Here is a 19379-nt window from a genome sequence, read left to right on the forward strand (position 1 = left end):
GCTCAACAATGTGTTCTGGTTCCAACTGGGGACATATGAAACAGCAGACGGAAACATTGTTCAAGGGGATTTACCGCGATTTTTTGCAGGTGATCCAACAGCGGGATTTTTTATGGCCGGTTTGTTCCCGATCATGATGTTTGCGATTCCAGCGATTGCCTTTGCGATTATTCAGGAGGCAAGGGAAGACCTGAAGCCGAAAATCAAAAAAACATTTCTCACTTCCGCACTCGTTTGTTTTCTGACAGGGGTATCGGAGCAGATTGAGTTTGCCTTTTTGTTTGCGGCACCTTATCTGTTCATCGTGCATGCAGTTATGTCGGGACTTGCGATGTGGATCAGTTACTGGCTCGATATACGCCATGGTTTCTCCTATTCGGCTGGCATTATTGACTACATACTCAATTTCCATCTATCGGAGAATGCTTGGAAGCTCATACCGATTGGCATACTATATGGGTTGGTCTATTATTTCCTGTTTAGGTGGGCGATTCGCACGTTCAAGATTCCAACCCCAGGGCGCGAAGAGGGGTCCATGCTGGAAGATTGGGTAGGTAACATTCCTTATCAAGCTCCTCTCATTTTGGAAGCATTGGGCGGGAAAGAAAACATTGTGCAGGTAGAGGCCTGTATTACACGACTTCGACTCACCGTGCATAATGATCGGTTAATCGATACAGGTGCAATGAAGAGTATGGGGTCCGCAGGGCTCATCAAGCTGGGTGGCGGAAACGTACAAGTGGTATTTGGTACCTATTCGGAATTAATCCGGGAAGAGATTGCGAAACTGCTCGAACGGGATCTGCAGCAGGTTCTGTTCTGTGCTCCGGTGCAGGGTAAAATGCTGCCGATTGAAGAGGTTCCGGATCAGATATTTGCAGCCAAGCTTGTGGGCGATGGCGTAGCCTTCGTTCCGGAAAAGGGGGAGCTGGTCTCACCCGTGTACGGAACGATTATGCACATGTATCCAACGATGCATGCCTTGGGCATTTCAACCCGGGAAGGACTTGAGGTTCTGTTGCATATCGGTATCGACACATCCCAACTGAAAGGCCATTTTGAAGCCTTTGTTCAGGAAGGGGATACGGTGGAGCCGGGGCAGCTGTTAATCAAGTTTGACCTGGCTGTATTGCGAGCTGAAGCGGCATCGCTGACGACACCGATGGTGATTACGAATCCAGATCGTGTCAAATCATGGAGTTTTGCTCCATTTAAGCAAGTTAAGAAAGGTCAGGCATCCGTTATGTCCGTGGTGCTCTATGACAGGAACGTTGGAGGGGTAGAATGAAGATACAAGGCATCAACGGCGCTGCAGGCATAGCCATCGGCAAAGCATTTGTCCTGCCCAGTTGGGAATGGGATCTGCCGGATCAGAAGATGGATTCGGTGGATCTTGCCCAAGAGTTCGAACGGCTGTACGAGGGCATACGGACATCAAAGGATGAGATTGAATATATCAAGAACGAGTTCAAGGAAGTGGTCGGTCCTGAAGAGTCCAGCATCTTTGATGCGCATCTGGCCATTCTGGAAGATCCGGTGTTTATGAACGAAATTCGCGGCATTATTGAACGGCAGTACAAAGCAGCAGAAGTAGCCGTCAAAGAGGCCATTGATCATTTTGTCACCATGTTTGACCTGCTCGACGATGAGTATATGAAGGAGCGGGCCATCGACATCAAGGATGTGGGTAACCGTTTGTTAAAACATCTGTTAGGCGCACCGGAAATTACGCTCCCATCGGATACCCAGCCTTATATACTCGTGGCCAAAGAGCTGTCTCCCTCTCAATTGGCGCATTTGAATCCAAGTCACGTGCTGGGTATTGTGACACTCATCGGAGGCAAGACGTCACATTCGGCAATTATGGCTCGTGCCCTTGGTATTCCTCTCGTTTCCGGTCTGGAAGCGAGTCTTGGCATGCCGGTAGAGACCGGAGATATGTTGGTTGTCGATGGAGATAACGGCCTCGTATTTACGGAGCCGGATCGCAAGACGATTGAACGTTACACGATGATTCGCAGCAAACAATTGAAGAAAAAAGAACAGTTGCAGGTACTTGCAACTGTGGATGCCGTAACCAAAGACGGCTCCGTTCTGCATCTGGCTTCCAATATCAGTTCCGTTAAGGAACTGGATCTGGCACTGAAACAAGGTGCCAAGGGAGTCGGCTTGTTCCGGACAGAGTTCCTGTACATGGACCGGGCCACGTTTCCGGGTGAGCAGGAGCAGTATGAAGTTTATCGTCTTGTCGCCGAGAAAACTGCAGGTCAGTCTGTAGTTATTCGTACGCTCGATATTGGTGGTGACAAGCAGCTCGACTACTTTGAACTGCCTGAAGAAGATAATCCGTTTCTGGGATATCGTGCAATTCGGATCAGTCTGGACCGCAAAGATCTGTTCAAAACACAGCTCACAGCCATTCTCCGCGCTAGTGCTGCGGGCAATGTCAAAATTATGTACCCGATGATCTCTTCGGTAGAAGAACTTCAGGAAGCCAATGAAATCCTGCGTGAAGCGATGTCTGATCTGGATGAGCGCGAATTGCCGTACGATCCGCATATTCAGGTGGGTATCATGATTGAGGTTCCGGCAGCAGTGATGATAGCCGATTTGCTTGCAGAAGAAGCTGATTTCTTCAGTATCGGTACGAATGATCTCGTGCAGTATGTACTGGCTGTAGACCGAATGAATGAGCAGATTGCACATATGTATCATCCGTATCATCCGGCTGTACTGCGCATGCTTCGTGCGACAGTGGATGCAGCTCATACGGCAGGGATTGATATCAGTGTGTGCGGTGAGATGGCAGGAGACGAGCGCTCGATTCCCCTGTGGCTTGAGCTTGGGATCAGCAATCTGAGCATGTCCCCACAATCCTTGCTGCGCGTGAAGCACAGGGTATTGAATACGACAGCTGCTGCTGCCAAAGAGGCAGCACATGATTGCTTCACCCTGCGGACAAGTGCAGACATCGAACAGCGCCTGCAGGTCTTCAATGATTCGATGGGCAGTCCGGATGAACAGAGTGGATCGAACGCTTCATGAATGTGATATTTTCAAATAAATACCTTTAAGTGAAAATATTAACTTTTGTACAATTTTGGAAAATAGTCTTATTTCAACGACAAAGCCCCACGCCATATTGGCGCGGGGCTTTGCTTTATTTGTCAGCAAGTGCATCGCAAAATGCTTTGCCGTACGGTGGAAGGTCAGGTGGACGACGAGCCGAAATGATGTGTCCATCTACAACAACGGCTTCATCTTTCCAGATGGCTCCGGCATTCTCCATGTCATCCCGGATACCTGGTGTAGATGTGACCGTAACTCCGTCCAGTATTTTGGCGGATATCAGTACCCAGCCTGCGTGACAGATCTGTCCAATGGGTTTCTGATCTGCATGCATTTCCTTGACAAGCTCAATTACTTTGGGATAGCGACGAAGCTTGTCCGGAGCCCAGCCCCCGGGTACAAGAATACCATCATATTGTGAACTATCCAGTTCATCAAAGCTGTATTCTGCCTCTGCGGGAACACCATATTTACCAATGTAGGTTTTACCTTTTTTCTCTCCGGCGAGATGCACCTCAGCACCTTCTTCACGGACACGATGCACCGGATACCACAGTTCCAGATCTTCGAATTCTTCATCGACCAGGGCGATGACTTTTTTTCCTGTTAATCTCATCATCATCTCTCCTTTTGCGGTAATTAGCACATAGCGTCTTTATTGTAACAGATTCTCATAGTGACTTCATTGTCATGCATTTACTCCATCACGCAAGCGATTACAACTCAATGAACGCCTACATTCGACAACCTTCTTCTGGAGACGGTGGTAATTTGTGCAACCTATGGTTTATAGCAGGATTTGAGCGGAAATAGGTCGAATGGTATCTGTATAAGAGTATAGAACGAATGAGGTGATGACTGTGCGTAAGACGTGCAGATGCGGACATGTAATGGAACTGGAATTAAGAACAGTGGTATATGCTAAAAGGGTGGAGATTCGTAATGTACCTGTATTTGCTTGTACAGATTGCGTTTCCTATGAAGTGCTTCAGCCGGTCAAGCCGGATTTGAAAGAGTGCATCAGTACACTCGGTGAACAACCTTCGAAACAGGATGTATCGTTTGGAGAACGTAATGAACTTGCGGACCTCTTTCATGAACAGTTGTTGGCCTGGCCCGACGCTACGGATCGTGAGATGGAGCATCGGATGCAACATGCTGTGGAAGAGAGAATTAACCTGCTGCTGGATATTATGGGTTACGCCCAAAAGTCTAATGATGAGGAATGGATCGAAACAACACAGCGCAGATTGGGTCAATTATCCGGATTTGTATGGCAGGCGCATTTCTCGAATGCTGTCTAATTTTGACGTGCAAAATGCTTGTTTTCATGAAAATTGGCTTTTTCGCCCGCTTTTTGTTAAGATATCGTAGAGTGAAAACGCTCAACATAGCGGTATTCCTGGTAAAGGGGGATGTATATCAAATGGCTGACATGACTAAAATGACAAGTATTGAACAGCTAAACTCCGCAGTGGAGGCTACCGAGGATCAACCCTTGCTTCTGTTTAAGCACAGTACACGCTGCCCCATCAGCGCGAACGCTTATCAGGAGATGAACGATTATTTGCAAAATAGTCCAAATGAACAAGTGAAATACGGTATCATCTATGTAGTGGAAGATCGCCCTGTATCCAACGAGGCAGCGGACAAGCTGGGAGTTAAGCACGAATCTCCGCAGGCGATTCTAGTCAAAAAGGGAATTCCTGTATGGCATACTTCCCACTCGGATATTAATTCAACCACAATCACGAATGCACTGCGTGAGTCCTAAAGCCTATTTTAATTGATTAATGCATAAATTTGTCGTAATATAAATCTTAATGAAAATGGTATGAAAATTTACTGGTAATGGAGAGAAGTACTGTGACGGTAACCATTTATGATGTGGCACGTGAAGCCGGTGTCTCTATGGCAACGGTATCACGGGTTGTTAATAATAACCCTAATGTTAAGCCACAGACGCGCAAAAAAGTATATGAAGCCATCGATCGGTTGGGATATCGTCCGAATGCGGTAGCCAGAGGTTTGGCGAGCAAGAAGACAACAACGGTCGGGGTCGTTATTCCGGACATTTCGAACTCAACCTTTGCAGAGATTGCCCGCGGGATTGAAGATATCGCGAATATGTATCACTACAACATTATTTTGTGTAACGCGGACAAGAAGAAAGAAAAAGAAATTCGTGTAATTAACACACTGTTGGAAAAACAGGTAGACGGTCTGCTCTTCATGGGTGGAACGGTAACGGACGAGCATATTCAGGCGTTCCAGTCAGCGGCTGTGCCGATCGTTCTTTGTGCAACAAGTGACGAGAAGGGCACGTACCCTTCTGTAGATATCGATCATGAAGCTGCGGCATTTGACGCTGTAAACACGTTGATCCGTCATGGACACAAGGAAATCGCAATGATCAGTGGTACTCTGCAAGATCCAGCCAACGGTTATGCTCGTTTCCAAGGCTACAAGAAAGCACTTGAAGCAGCAGGTATGGAATATCAGGAAGATCTCGTACGCATTGGCAACTATCGTTATGAGTCTGGTGTGGAAGCGATGAAGTATTTCCTCGGATTGAAGAAAAAACCATCGGCAATTTTCGCTGCAACAGATGAGATGGCGATCGGTGCTATTCACAGCATTCAGGATGAAGGTCTGAAAGTACCGGATGACTTCTCCATCATTAGTGTGGATAACATTCGTATGGCTTCCATGGTCCGTCCTCAGTTGACAACTGTAGCTCAACCGATGTATGACCTGGGCGCTGTAGCGATGCGTTTGCTGACCAAACTGATGAAGAAAGAAAATGTGGAGAACCCACGGGTTATTTTGCCGCATGAAACGATTCTTCGTCTATCTGTAAGCCACGCAGACGTAGTCTAAATAAGAAAGGGAGAAGGCATTCTCTCTACATAGTGGAATTACAGAAGCTCCGGAAACGGAGCTTTTGTGCTGAATGAGGCTCTGAACTCAAACGGAAAAACATACTTGGATGGGAACAAAGCCAGGTTCAGCATGCCGAATGTATACAGGAGGTCAGAACATGCGTGAAACGATCGGCATTATTGGTGCAATGGATGAGGAAGTAGAACTTCTCTTGGCTGGTATGAAGCAACTGGAGACTGTACAACAAACCGGAATTACCTATGTCGCTGGCGAATGGTTGGGTAAGCAGATTGTGGTCTGCAAATCAGGCGTGGGTAAAGTGAATGCGGCTGTGACGACACAGATTTTGATTGATCGTTTTCAGGTTAACCGTATTATTTTCACAGGTGTTGCGGGTGCAGTTAATCCGGAATTAAACATTGGAGATATGGTCATCTCGTCGGTATGTGTACAGCATGATATGGATGTGACCCCACTTGGATTTGAGCGCGGGGTTATTCCTTACCAGGAGACGTCTGCCTTCCCGGCGGAAGCATCACTTATCGGATTAGCTGAAGAAGCCTGCAAAGCGCAGGGAGCGAACTATCTGATCGGCAAAGTGCTGTCAGGAGATCAATTCATTGCAAGCAAGGATATCGTGAAAATGCTGTATACTGAAATGGATGGGGCATGTGCGGAGATGGAAGGGGCTGCAGTAGCGCAAGTGTGTTTTATGAACCGTGTTCCGTTCGTTATACTTCGCGCAATGTCTGACAAAGCCGATGGTTCAGCGCATGTGAACTTTGCAGAATTTACTGTGGAGTCTTCCCAGCGTTCTCACCGTATTGTGGAACATATGCTGGAACATATGTAAACCACCCAATCCCATAAGGTATGGGTGGTTTGAGCGTGATAAAGGGTTAAAAAAAACAAAAACCGCTTCTTCGTTGCAGATCATCCATGATGAAACTGTTCACGAAGAGGCGGTTTTTCTATGTATACATATTCCGAAATCATCCATGTGGATTCATGATCAGTACATAAAACGATGGCGGAATCGCACGCGGTCAAACTGTTCTTCTGATTCCAGGGGCACTTGGCTACCAATGCGGACCATGAGGCAGTTTGCCGGATGTGAACAGATCTCGGGATCGTCGGTGGCGTACCAGGTCATTTCTACGGTTTGCATTAATTTTTCCATCATCTTGCGGTAATCCCAGACGGAAAGAGCGCTGCCTTTCAGATCCCAATGCCAGTAATATTCCGTTGTGAATATGATATATTTCTCCATCTGTCCATTTTCAAACGCGGTGAGCAGCATTTCGCGTCCAATCCCGAGAGAGCGATAGGAATCGGCAACCTCAATGGCGCCCAGCTCAATCAGATCGGTCATGTTGCCTTCCGACCACCGCTCGCAATCATCTGCATAATGAAAAGTCACATAACCGACAATGGTCTCATTTTCCCGTGCAATGATGATTCGACCTTCGGGCAATGCGGCAATTTCGGCCAATGCCTCCTGTTGTTCCGAAGGGCGCCTGAAGGCATCCAGATCGGTATGGAATTCAAGCTGCTTAATCGTCTCGGCCTGAACGGGTCCCTCTATTATGATTCGGTGGCCGGACTTGAAGATGGAACGCACATGATGCTCCTTAATATGCTCCATGGTTCATGCTCCTCTCTCCCCCTACTTATAGCAAAAAACCAAAAATTTGAAAAGCCATAGACGATGATTGAAAAGATTTGCTATAATTGCGTAGACAAAAAATGTTCACAATTCAACTGCAGTTTGGGTTCATCGGTTTGGCCTGGCAAGTACATGATGAGAAGTTCTCTCTACTAATGTAAGCGCTAACTGGAAGTTCAGTCAACACAAAGGCAATCAGAAGTGACCCATAATGGGAATCGAAATGTCGAGTTGAAGGAGGCTGGCAAGCATGAGTCAAGCACATGGTGAGATGCTGCAAACGGTTGTGTCTGAATCTAATCTGGGCGATTATACGGAGGCCCGAAGCCGGTTTGATTGGGAAGCGGTTGAAAGGCACTTTACATGGCACGCCAGCGGGAAAGTCAACATGGCGCATGAAGCGATAGATCGTCATGTGCTGGAAGGAAGAGGCGGAAGAACGGCACTATTATACAGTGATGCCGCGCGAGAAGAGGCATATACGTTTGCTGACTTGAGCGAGCAGTCGAGTCGCTTCGGTAACGTTCTGCGCAAGTATGGCATAGCCAAGGGAGATCGGGTATTTATTTTTATGCCTCGCAGTCCTGAGCTCTATTTTAGTCTGTTGGGCATTTTGAAGGTTGGGGCTATTGCAGGTCCACTATTTGAAGCCTTTATGGAGACTGCGGTGAAGGATCGGTTGGAGGATAGTGGAGCTGTGGCACTGGTTACAACCCCTCAATTGCTGGGACGAATTAAACGTTCCGAATTGCCGGAACTGAAGCATATTTTTGTTGTGGGTGGCGGTCTGCAGACGGAAGAAGGACTCATCGACTTTGATGCTGAGATGTCGCAAGCTTCGGACGATATGGAAGTGGAATGGCTGACTCGTGAAGACGGTCTGCTGATTCACTATACATCTGGCTCTACAGGTAAACCGAAAGGTGTATATCATGTGCAAAATGCGATGATTCAGCATTATTACACCGGCAAGGTTGTGCTGGATTTGCGCGAGGATGACGTATACTGGTGCACAGCCGATCCAGGTTGGGTCACAGGTACATCCTACGGGATCTTTGCACCCTGGTTGAATGGCGTGACCAACGTTATTCGTGGGGGACGATTTAGTCCAGGAGACTGGTACAGCACCATTGAGAAAAATAAAGTCACCGTATGGTACAGTGCACCGACTGCTTTCCGGATGTTGATGGGGGCAGGCGAAGAGACCATTGCCCAGCATGATCTGAGCAGTCTTCGTCACGTTATGTCGGTCGGTGAACCACTTAATCCGGAGGTAGTCCGTTGGGGCTGGAAAGCCTATGGTCAGCGAATTCACGATACCTGGTGGATGACGGAGACGGGTGGACAGCTGATCTGTAACTATCCGGGCATGCCGATCAAACCAGGTTCCATGGGTCGTCCAATACCGGGAATTGAAGCAGCCATTATTGATGATCAAGGACAGGAACTGCCGCCATACAGCATGGGGAACCTGGCTATTCGCACATCCTGGCCGTCCATGATGGCGAAGATATGGAATAACCCAGCCAAATACGAGGAGTATTTCCGACTTTCTGGTTGGTATGTATCCGGTGATTCCGCTTATATGGACGAAGATGGCTACTTCTGGTTCCAGGGCCGGATTGATGATGTCATTAACTCTTCAGGGGAGCGCATTGGCCCCTTTGAGGTGGAGAGCAAGCTCGTAGAGCACCCTGCGGTAGCAGAGGCAGGTGTTATCGGCAAACCGGATGTAACTCGTGGAGAGATCATCAAGGCCTTTGTGGCACTGCGTGAGGGGTATGAGCCGACACCAGAGCTGAAGGAAGAGATCTATCGATTTGTAAAAGAAGGCTTGTCCGCCCACGCCGCTCCGCGTGAGATTGAGTTCAAGGATAAACTGCCCAAGACCCGCTCCGGCAAGATTATGCGCCGTGTGTTGAAAGCTTGGGAGCTGGATCTGCCGACAGGCGATCTATCAACCATTGAAGACTAAAGAATAAACCAGCGGATGCAATGCCACTGTCTGTCCCATGATTCCAATTCAAAGCCTGATCCGTGTTTCATTGCGGATCAGGCTTTTTGCTTTTGGGTATCAATGAAAAACCCCATCCTCATGATGCAAGGATGGGGTTAAGTTTGAAATCTTGATAAATGTATTACGGTTGGAAATGAACGGCCCCGGACGGCTCAGATTCGCCTATACTGTTGCTGGCGGATACCTTGAACCATCCACTGGTGGATGCAGGTACTCCATAGTCCATGGAAGTGCCTGAAGTAGTGCCAATTTTGGTGTAAGGGGCTGCCCCCGTTTCACTAAAATATACAGCATAACTTTGAACGCCATCCGCTTCCGAATTGGAGGCCCACTGAATGCGCAGTCCTTGGGAGAGAGCAGACACGCTGACCTGCCCCGGGGTAGCCGGAGCCGTAGTTGTGGTGTTCTCATTCTGGGAATCTTCCGGCGTAACTACCGTTCCCGGAACATTAATCGGTTCGTTTACATCTTCATCTGAAGGTGGCTCTGCCGTTCCTGCGCTGCTAACTGCTGCGCTAGGAGCAGACTCACGACCAGCTACATCTACTGCTGTAACGTAGAACGCAAAGTTTCCACCTTGTGCATATGCGGTGAATGATCTGGACTCACCTGTCAGCACAACCTGCCCCTGATTTTGGAATCCGGCACCATTTACTGAGCGATACAGGCGATAACCAACCACGTCACTTTCCGGTGTGGCATTAAACGTAATGACGGCGTTCCCGTTGGCAACGGAAATTCTCACATTGCCTGGTGCATCTGGTGCTTTGCCGTTATCGGTTCTTGGGTCGATCTGTGTCGGCATGTCTGCATCGGCATCTTCCGGTAGGTAATATGCAAGTGATTCGTGACGACTCATACGTGAGAATGCACTTTGCAGTTCCTTGATGAGATCAGAGATCGGTTTCTTGCGTTTGATGACCGTTTTCTCCTTCGTCATGTCTCCAGGTGTTTCATCACGCGGAATGTAGTTGACACCATTGTAAGTGATATATTTGGCTTTTGCGACGCCGTCATCGCTATCCTTCGGCACAAATTTGCTATTGAAAATATCAGTGACAAATTTGTCGGTCAGAGATGTTGGCAATTTGCCGCTATAAGCTGATACGGTTCGGGTCTCGATTCCGGATGGTTTCTTGAACGAATCGGTTACGAACATCTCTTTGTCTGTAGCAATCACCTGATTCATGATTTGGGTCCACAGTTGCTGGGCACGTTTCTTCTGTGATCTTGTCTCCAGGGTGTTTACCGGCTGTTTGTATCCAACCCATACACCCAGTGTGACATCCGGCGTATAGCCTTCAAACCAGACATCCGCATAGTTTTGCGTTGAACCCGTTTTGCCTACGATCGGCACACTCTTGGAGTATTTGTAATTTTCACGGACTTTATCGGCTGTGCCTTCCGTAATTACGGTACGAAGCATATCTGTCATAAGATATGCCGTCTGTTCCGAGAAAGCCTGAACAGGTTCTGCATCGTGTTTATATACGATATTCCCATTGGAGTCTACAATTTTGCTAATCATATAGGAATCATTGTACACACCATTGTTGGCAATGGCCCCGTAGGCATTGGTGAGTTCTTCAACGGTTACACCGTACTGAAGACCTCCTAGAACACCGGTCTGGGCCTGATAGTCTTCCTGCTGAATGGTGGTAATCCCAAGCTTCTTGGCAAAAGCCCATGATTTGTCGATACCAACTTCCTCGTTGAACAGCTTCAGCGCAGGCACATTCAATGAGTAATTGAGCGCTCTACGGGCAGTCACAAGTCCCTGGTAGCGATTGTTGGCATTCTTTGGAATATGGAATCCATTTGGGCCGTCCTTCAGAATAATCGGTGAATCATCAATAATAGAAGCCGGTTGAACTAGTCCTTCGTCCAGTGCAGGCAGATAAGCGGCAATAGGTTTCATGGTTGAACCTGGCTGACGCACCATCTGGGTTGCATAGTTCATCTGTTCATCCTGGAAACTACGGCCTTCAATCATGCCGAGAATAGCTCCTGTTTTGTGATTGATCAACATGGCAGCAGTCTGTTCTTTTCCCTTTACGGGATCGTCAGCAGAGAAATTACTGTCATCTTCAGCTATGGTACGCATCGTTTTGTATATGCTCTTGTTGATGGTCGTATAGATGCGATATCCGCCTGTACGCAATTGCTGCTGAGCTTCTTCCAGCAGGGCACTGCTTTCTTTCTGCGGCGTATCGGTACCCGTATCCGAATCCGTACCTGTAGCTGTCTTGGCATCAGTGCCGTCAGCTTTTTCCGAATTCAATTGCTTCATTAGAATCTGTGCAGCTTGTCGTTCCGTTTCCATCATAAGGTATGGATAAGTATTGTAAGCTTTGATGGTTTTGGGTGCGAGTGAGCTCTTAATGTCAAAAGCAAGAGCTTCATCATACTCGGATTGATTAATTTTGCCCAGTTCCAGCATACGGCGCAATACCAGATGTTGACGATTGATTGCACGATCAAAATTTTCCTCAACAAAGTCGCCTTTTCCATTAAAGGCAGAGTAAGAGGAGGGGAGCTGAGGCAATCCTGCAAGATAAGCAGCCTGAGCTGTGTTTATTTTGCTCAAATCATTGATATTGAATAGTCCTTTGGCAGCTGCCTTGACTCCATATACATTATATCCACTGGAGCCGTTACCAAAAGGAACCTTGTTCAGATACGCTGTCATAATTTCGTCTTTGGTCAGGAAACGTTCGAGTCGGAGCGAAAGTAATATTTCTTTCACTTTCCGATCCTCTGTTCGATCCAGATTGAGGAACACACGCCGAGCCAATTGTTGTGTCAGTGTGCTTCCGCCGGTTTGAACCGATTCTTTCAGCACTTTCTGTTTCACGGCACGGAGCGTTCCGCTCATGTCTACACCTTTATGTTCGTAAAAATGATTGTCTTCAATCGAAATGACTGCATCAATAACCTTCTGCGGGATCTGGTCAAAGGTGACCGGACGCCTGTCTTCTTCTGTTCGTAATTGACCGATCGGGCTACCGTCGGCAAAGTAAGCAAAGCCTGTGATGGAGTTTTCGCTGACTTTCTGTTCAATCAGCGCCCTTGAACGGACAGGTTCGTCTTTAACTATGGAACTGACGTATCCCATCAGAGCACCGCCTACAAATAGTACCCCCATGAATCCCAGGATAACCATCCATTTGACGAAACTACCCAGTCTGCGGCCAAAACTGCGCTTGCGGGCAGGCTGTTCATCGGGCTTTTTCTTATTAACATCAACCATTCAGTGTCTTCCTCCTTTTAACAGCACTTATTATAGCATAAAAAGGCTGGTTTGCATGCCTGAGAAATACAAGCAATGGTCGAAAATTGCCATTCTTTATTGGATTATGATATATATCATGCGGAATTGAATTACATATCATGAGAAGTCATGGAGAATTTCAGTAAATCGTTGGAAGCATTGAGCGTCTAAGTGTGGATGAATATAGATGACTATGTATAGAAAGGAGGCCATATCCGTGAATTAGGTGCAGGTACAACCTCATTTTTTTGCTCTTTGTTTCTCTCGAAATAAAAAACAGCTGCCGAGAAAATCTCGGCAGCTGTTTGATGTGAAGCTTAATGAAATTCCAACGATTAACGGTTGTAGAACTCGACGATTTGTTTTTCGTCGATGTCTTGGGACAATTCCGAACGCTCAGGCAAACGAATAAATTTACCTTCCAGAGCAGTATCGTTGAATTCTACGTATGCCGGAAGATGCGAACGGTTTTCAATAGCTTCCTTAACGGAAGAAAGACCGCGGCTTCTTTCACGCAGGCTGATAACGTCGCCAGTGCTTACTTGGTAAGAAGCGATGTCAACTTTTTTGCCGTTTACAGTTACGTGACCGTGGGATACCAACTGACGCGAACCAGCGCGGGAGTTAGCGAATCCAAGGCGGTATACGAGGTTATCAAGGCGGCTCTCAAGCAAGAACATGAAGTTTTCACCTGCGATACCTTGCATTTTTTGCGCTTTAGCAAAGAGAGTGCGGAATTGCTTCTCGCCCAAACCGTACATGTGACGCAGTTTTTGTTTTTCTTGCAATTGCATACCGTAGTTGCTGATTTTTCTCCGTTGGTTAGCTCCGTGCTGACCTGGAGGGAAAGGACGTTTCAATTCTTTGCCTGTTCCGCTCAGGGAAATGCCGAGGCGACGGCTCAATTTAAATTTAGGACCAGTGTAACGTGCCATGTTTAAAGTAGCTCCTTTTTAGTTAAAGTTCATATAGGGCTCTGTTTGCGCTCCAATTTGTTGATGCGGGCTAAGCCACACATAAAACGATCAGGAAAGTTCAGCCGCTGTCCTGAAAGCAACAAAAAGAATGAGGGTGACACAACCGGTAATGCCCAAATTTAAAGACCCATTAGTAGTCTTCATCAACAATTTATTTTACAGTTTACTAGAACCAAAGTCAAGCATGTGATAAAAGCAAAAAAACGTCTAAATTTGTCGATAGGTCCTTAGGCCCAAAATAATGGGACAATTTTCTGAAATATGGATGCAAAAAAGCTTTAAAGAGAGTAAAATAGATTGTATCTTAACTTTAAATGATCTAGTACATTAAGGTTATCGCATAGAATTTGCAGGTTTGCGATAACGTCTGCAGATTAATGCATCCGAGTGGATGCAAAAACGGTGCAAAGGAGCGCCTGACATGTTAGAACATCTAAGAAGTAAACCAGCCAGCTTGAATTCGCGAAGTTCGGGCGATTCCGCATCTTCTGCGGCTCCTCACGAAGCGCATGTATTCTGGATGCAAAAAATGGACATCACACCTTTTGATTTTTCATATTTGGGAAGCCTGCTGCAACAAGCATACACCGACTGGCATACCCAACGGCGGCCACACTCAGACAGATCATCAATAATATACAACGTATGGAATACAGAAGGGATCTGTATGGGGCAAGGGAATGAAGGGGCTCCATTGTTGGATGTACATTCGACTGTGATGCAATGCCTTGAATCGGGACAGGCCCAGTCGTTACGTGGAACTACTGAAAATGGAGAGTACCATCTAATGGCTGAACCTCTGTTCTCCAGGACAAACAAGGATATGTTTGCTGTCTTCACTGCTGTAACCTACGAGCAAAATCGAGATGACACGTCTGAAGCCGTTGTTCGATCGGAGGCATTGCATTATCGTACCTGCTTTTACCGAAGATTTGAATACATATTTATGACGGACCTGTTACATGCTCATGAACAAACTGCCCGTGAAGAACACCGAAGATCGATTCTGTTCCAAATCGTTCAACGGATGCATGACAAAATGGATGTGGACGCCATTTTGGATGAAGTGTTTGACAGCATTGACTACTTATATCCAACGACGCGCATGACACTGTATATGTCTCAGGATCAGAGCAGCCTCAACCCTCGCATCAAACCGTTGCTTGTTCATGAACGTGGAGAAGACATTTGTGTACAATCGTTCATGGAAGGCAAGCTTATTGTCGTCCGATCCGATGAAGTTGAGCATCGCATTCTGGAGGTTGGCCTTCCTCTAAAAGGCAAGCAGGGGATCTATGGTGTATTTCACATTAAGATGAATGAGGAGTTAATGGAAGATTCAGATCTGCAGCTCATTACGATGATGGCGGATACAGCAGGAACTGCCTTTGAAAATGCCAAGCTGCACGAGCAATCGAATATGTTGATCCAGGAACTTCGTCTAATCAATGATCTGACACAACGTTTGAATAAGAGCCTGCAGCTGATGGAGATCTATCAATTCTCCGAGCAGGAATTGAAGGACATTTTTCAGGCTGAATCGTGTTGTATCCTTCAACTGAATGACAGTACGAATCACTTCGAAGTGATGTCATCCAATGTGAATGAGTTATGCCGCAAATCATTTCCAATGGACTACGGAATCGCAGGTTTGCTGTATCAAACCGAAGAACCGCTCATTCTATCCAATTATGCGAAATATGATAAAGTATCCTCAGTTTTCATGGATCTCACCGGCTCGATGTCATTGATAGCCTCACCCGTTCGGGTGAATGGTGAAGTGAAGGGTGCCATTTTGCTGGGACATCCGAAAAAACAGTATTTTTCGTACGATAATTACCGTCTGCTTCAGATGCTGTCCATTCATATAGGACTTGCACTCTCCAATGCAACGCTTCATGCCGAGGTACGGCGCTTGGCAAACCTGGATATGCTGACAGGACTGTATGTGAGGCATTACCTGGATAGTGTGATCCATGAACGTCAGGCCCATGAATTCTGTGGATCACTGGTTGTCGTGGACATTGACCAGTTTAAGCAGGTGAATGACACGTTTGGGCACCAAACAGGTGATCAGGTATTGAAACAGGTGAGCGACATTGTAACGAGTTCTGTCAGGCCTGAGGACATCTGTGCTAGATGGGGCGGAGAAGAACTTGCCATCTATATGCCTCAGATTGGTGCTCGTCAGGCACTGGAATATGCCGAAATCATTCGCACGAGAGTTGCTGAAGAGACAAGGCCTTCCGTGACCGTATCCAGTGGTATTGCTGAATGGAACTGGATGGATGAGAAAGTCAGTGTGGAATCGTTATTTTATCGGGCTGATATGGCTCTGTACGATGCGAAGAATGGCGGTCGAAACCGGATCGTCATGGAAGAACAGGAAGTTACACGTTAAGAGAGGACTATTCCGATTGCGGAGTCGTCCTCTCTTTATTTTTTTGAAGAGGCGCTGCCAAAGGAAGGAAGTATAAGCAAATAAGGGAGGGGCAGGCTATGGAGAAAGTTGACGGAAAGGTGGAATAGAACTTGTTGAAGCGTCGGTATATACGTGGGCTATTGTTGATACTGAGTATTGTTGTGTTATGTGCTCCTGGTTGTGGATTGTTAGAGCGAGATCGAAGTCCCGAGGAATTATTTTCACTGGCTTTATCAGGAATAGCAGGGAAAGAAAAGCTGAGTTTTGACGGGGAAGCGGGACTGCGACGTGAAAGTAGCGGGCTGTTCGAAAATCAGTTCAAATTTGAAGGCAAGCTGGAGAATCACGACCGCCTGACCTTGCAAACACGGCTTCCCGGAGCCGTAACTGCTGCAGGAACAGGAGTAAAAGGAGTGAATGCCACGACTGTTAACAATAACGGTCAACCGAGCGGATTCAGTGCATCTTTTGAGCGTAAACAAGGACAGTGGATGGCTTTAACTGCCCAGCATGAGCCTCTTCGCGGCTCGCTGTCCCGTTTCAATCCCATTGCTCAAATGGAAAGTATTGATCGGTTAAACAAAACGATTAAGTCCGAGTACGGTTCAGGCCGTCGAACGAAAATACTGCGGATTGAACTCGCACCGAAAGACGCCAAAACCTGGGCGCTCGCGCAGCTTAACGACGAGATGAATGCAATCCGGGCAGAGTATATGCACAAGGCAACTGCGGTTAAGGGAGGCAGTCAGGAGAAACTGGAGAAGGATTTGAGCAAAGTGTGGCAGCAAGGGGAAACATCGATGCAAGAGATGATGAAACAGGCCGAGGTACATACGGTGTATCATCTAACCGTGGATCGGAAAACCAGCCTGCCCTTGCGGCTTTCCTCAGAAAGCCAGGTGAGCTATAAGGATATGAACAGCAAAAAGAATAAAGAAGCCCTTGTCACAGATGTAAACTTCAGGGCTTATGAGTAAATGAGTTGTGGGACTGCCTGCTGACGGGATCGTTGTAGCGTGCTACAATAGTATCGTAATTTACCGTTGTTCAATTCAGGAATGGCAGATGACAGGAGGAGTTTACAAGATGAAGGACCCAAGAATTCAGAAGCTCGCAGCCAATCTGGTGGGCTATTCTGTAGATGTACAACCCGGCGAGAATGTGCTGGTAGAGATGATCGGTACAGAACGTGATCTGATTAATGCAATTATTGAAGAAGTAGGCAAAAAAGGCGGTAACGTCTTTGTTCAGCTGACTGACAAGACGGTACAGCGTGCCATGCTCAAAAATGCGACAGAAGAGATGATGAAAACCTGGGCAGAGATCGATCTGAACCGGATGAAACAAATGGATTGTTACATTGGCATTCGTGCAGGGGAGAATGTGAATGATCTGTCCGATGTACCGGAAGAAAAAATGAAAATGTACAATTCACTTTATTCCCACCCGGTACATAGCGAGCAACGGGTAAAACATACGAAATGGGTTGTGCTTCGTTACCCGAATGCAAGCATGGCACAGTTGGCTAATACAAGCACAGAAGCGTTTGAAGATTTCTACTTCGACGTATGTAACCTGGATTACGCCAAAATGGACAAAGCGCAGGATTCACTGGCTAACCTGATGAACCGCACGGATAAAGTCCGTATCACTGGACCAGGAACAGATCTGAGCTTCTCCATTAAAGATATCGGTGCAGAGAAATGTTCCGGCCAAAAAAATATTCCGGATGGCGAAGTGTACAGTGCCCCTGTACGTGATTCCGTGAACGGAACCATTAGTTATAACGCACCAACGCTTTATAACGGGATCACTTTTGAGAATATCAAATTCACCTTCAAAGACGGTAAAATTGTTGAAGCAACGAGCAACGATACACAACGTCTGAATGACATTCTGAATTCAGATGATGGCGCTCGTCATATTGGTGAATTCGCGATTGGGTTCAATCCACATATCCTGCACCCGATGAAGGACATTCTGTTTGATGAAAAAATCGCAGGCAGCTTGCACTTTACGCCAGGGCAGGCCTATGAAGAAACAGATAATGGAAACCGCTCCTCCATTCACTGGGATCTGGTGTTGATCCAGCGTCCAGACTACGGTGGTGGCGAGATTTATTTTGACGATGTATTGATTCGTAAAGACGGAATTTTCGTTATTCCTGAGCTGGAGTGCCTCAATCCGGATCGTCTGAAGTAGGAACAGTATTTTGCTGTTGCTAGGAAAGCGGATTCACGGTATCATGTAGTGGTAATTAATAGATGATACCAAAAGTGAAAAGACGGAGGGATTCCTATGTCGAGTAATAATGCGGCGGTAGTGGAAATTGCTCAAACAGCGAGCAAGTTTACTTCTTCAATCGTGCTTCATTCAGAGAACAAGTATATCGATGTAAAAAGTATTCTCGGGCTGTTTACAACGCTGATCAGCACACACAGCTATGAACTGCACGTTCATGGCCCGGATGCAACTGAAGCCAAAGCAGCTATGTCAGAAGTATTTGCCAAGCATGGACTGAATGTGAGTATCGCATCCGAGTAATAGCTCTAAGAAGCATCTCTGCCCATTGTGGCAGAGATGCTTTTTTTGGCCTGCGATCATTCAGGTGTTCGCCAAGACCTAGGTAAAATAAGGGGATTACGCATGAATAAGGGTCTTCACTTTGTATGGTTATTTTGGTCAGGTTCTTGTATTAGCTCCTGATTTCGTCTAATATTAGAGGTAGAACGTCTTTACGCGATTTTTGGGACATAGGGGGGAAAAATGCATGACTTCATCTGATCTGCAGGACCAGTTGCACTTGAAAGCGATCAGTCTTCTTCAAGAAGATGCAGATAAAATACAGAAGCTTATTGAAGTACAGATGGAGAATCTGGCTACCCGCTACTGCCCTCTCTATGAGGAAGTATTGGATACACAGATGTATGGGTTCTCCAAGGAAGTCGATTTTGCTGTTCGTGCAGGGCTTCTTCCAGAAGGTGCTGGTAAGCAGCTGGTAAGCGCGCTTGAGCGGAATCTGGCGATTCTATATGAAGCTTTGAACAAGAAGAATGAGCAATAGCCTGCAATAG

16 protein-coding genes are annotated in these 19379 nt (G+C 46.7%); 12 read left to right on the forward strand and 4 right to left on the reverse strand.

Features of this window, described 5'->3' with window-relative positions; all coding sequences use genetic code 11:
• Positions 1–1288, forward strand: a 1288-nt coding sequence (locus tag AMS66_RS30090; RefSeq protein ID WP_236703689.1) for a glucose PTS transporter subunit IIA, incomplete at its 5' end; no start/stop codon positions are given.
• Positions 1285–3045 carry a phosphoenolpyruvate--protein phosphotransferase gene (gene ptsP / locus AMS66_RS30095; RefSeq protein WP_053784278.1) on the forward strand — a complete coding sequence of 587 codons (1761 nt, stop codon included), beginning with the start codon at positions 1285–1287 and terminating at the stop codon, positions 3043–3045. The genes AMS66_RS30090 and ptsP, both read left to right, overlap by 4 nt.
• 115 nt (positions 3046–3160) lie before the next feature.
• Here the strand turns inward: ptsP and AMS66_RS30100 are convergent, their stop codons facing one another.
• Positions 3161–3688, reverse strand: a complete 528-nt coding sequence (locus AMS66_RS30100; protein ID WP_053784279.1) for a type 1 glutamine amidotransferase domain-containing protein — start codon at positions 3686–3688, stop codon at positions 3161–3163.
• A 271-nt stretch (positions 3689–3959) separates the two neighbouring features.
• Between AMS66_RS30100 and AMS66_RS30105 the strand changes: the two genes are divergently transcribed.
• The 4 genes from AMS66_RS30105 (at position 3960) to AMS66_RS30120 (ending at position 6805) form a co-directional block, all read left to right on the forward strand.
• Positions 3960–4373, forward strand: coding sequence for a hypothetical protein (locus tag AMS66_RS30105; RefSeq protein ID WP_053784280.1), 414 nt, complete (start codon positions 3960–3962; stop codon positions 4371–4373).
• Between the two features lie 122 nt (positions 4374–4495).
• The gene (ytxJ, locus tag AMS66_RS30110) at positions 4496–4843 is read left to right on the forward strand and encodes a bacillithiol system redox-active protein YtxJ (protein WP_053784281.1); all 348 of its coding nucleotides are present in this window, start codon (positions 4496–4498) and stop codon (positions 4841–4843) included.
• A gap of 92 nt (positions 4844–4935) precedes the next feature.
• A complete protein-coding gene (gene ccpA / locus AMS66_RS30115; RefSeq protein WP_024631149.1) occupies positions 4936–5949 on the forward strand; it encodes a catabolite control protein A in 1014 nt (337 codons plus the stop codon).
• Between the two features lie 160 nt (positions 5950–6109).
• Positions 6110–6805, forward strand: a complete 696-nt coding sequence (locus AMS66_RS30120) for a 5'-methylthioadenosine/adenosylhomocysteine nucleosidase (protein WP_053784282.1) — start codon at positions 6110–6112, stop codon at positions 6803–6805.
• A 159-nt stretch (positions 6806–6964) separates the two neighbouring features.
• Here AMS66_RS30120 and AMS66_RS30125 read toward each other — a convergent pair whose 3' ends face one another.
• Positions 6965–7597, reverse strand: coding sequence for a GNAT family N-acetyltransferase (locus tag AMS66_RS30125; protein ID WP_053784283.1), 633 nt, complete (start codon positions 7595–7597; stop codon positions 6965–6967).
• 271 nt (positions 7598–7868) lie between these two features.
• Here AMS66_RS30125 and acsA point away from each other — a divergent pair, with 271 nt between their 5' ends.
• The gene (gene acsA / locus AMS66_RS30130; protein ID WP_053784284.1) at positions 7869–9593 is read left to right on the forward strand and encodes an acetate--CoA ligase; all 1725 of its coding nucleotides are present in this window, start codon (positions 7869–7871) and stop codon (positions 9591–9593) included.
• 163 nt (positions 9594–9756) lie between these two features.
• On the opposite strand, the gene AMS66_RS30135 is transcribed toward acsA, so the two are convergent.
• Together AMS66_RS30135 and rpsD are read right to left on the reverse strand one after the other, a co-directional pair.
• Positions 9757–12885, reverse strand: a complete 3129-nt coding sequence (locus tag AMS66_RS30135) for a transglycosylase domain-containing protein (protein WP_053784285.1) — start codon at positions 12883–12885, stop codon at positions 9757–9759.
• 356 nt (positions 12886–13241) lie between these two features.
• Entirely contained in the window at positions 13242–13841 is a 600-nt protein-coding gene (rpsD, locus tag AMS66_RS30140) for a 30S ribosomal protein S4 (protein WP_024631144.1), read from the reverse strand.
• Positions 13842–14304: 463 nt separating this feature from the next.
• Between rpsD and AMS66_RS30145 the strand changes: the two genes are divergently transcribed.
• From AMS66_RS30145 to AMS66_RS30165, 5 genes are all read left to right on the forward strand, one after another.
• A complete protein-coding gene (locus AMS66_RS30145) occupies positions 14305–16284 on the forward strand; it encodes a sensor domain-containing diguanylate cyclase (RefSeq protein WP_053784286.1) in 1980 nt (659 codons plus the stop codon).
• Between the two features lie 131 nt (positions 16285–16415).
• Positions 16416–17282 carry a hypothetical protein gene (locus AMS66_RS30150; RefSeq protein ID WP_053784287.1) on the forward strand — a complete coding sequence of 289 codons (867 nt, stop codon included), beginning with the start codon at positions 16416–16418 and terminating at the stop codon, positions 17280–17282.
• A 109-nt stretch (positions 17283–17391) separates the two neighbouring features.
• Complete coding sequence (locus AMS66_RS30155; protein ID WP_053784288.1) at positions 17392–18507, forward strand: aminopeptidase; 1116 nt, start codon at positions 17392–17394, stop codon at positions 18505–18507.
• A gap of 96 nt (positions 18508–18603) precedes the next feature.
• Positions 18604–18849, forward strand: a complete 246-nt coding sequence (locus tag AMS66_RS30160; protein WP_053784289.1) for an HPr family phosphocarrier protein — start codon at positions 18604–18606, stop codon at positions 18847–18849.
• A 226-nt stretch (positions 18850–19075) separates the two neighbouring features.
• Entirely contained in the window at positions 19076–19369 is a 294-nt protein-coding gene (locus AMS66_RS30165; protein ID WP_024631139.1) for a YlaN family protein, read from the forward strand.
• The last annotated feature ends 10 nt before the right edge of the window (positions 19370–19379 follow it).

Origin of the sequence: Paenibacillus xylanivorans (assembly GCF_001280595.1) — a bacterium.
GTDB classification, from domain to species: Bacteria; Bacillota; Bacilli; order Paenibacillales; family Paenibacillaceae; genus Paenibacillus; species Paenibacillus xylanivorans.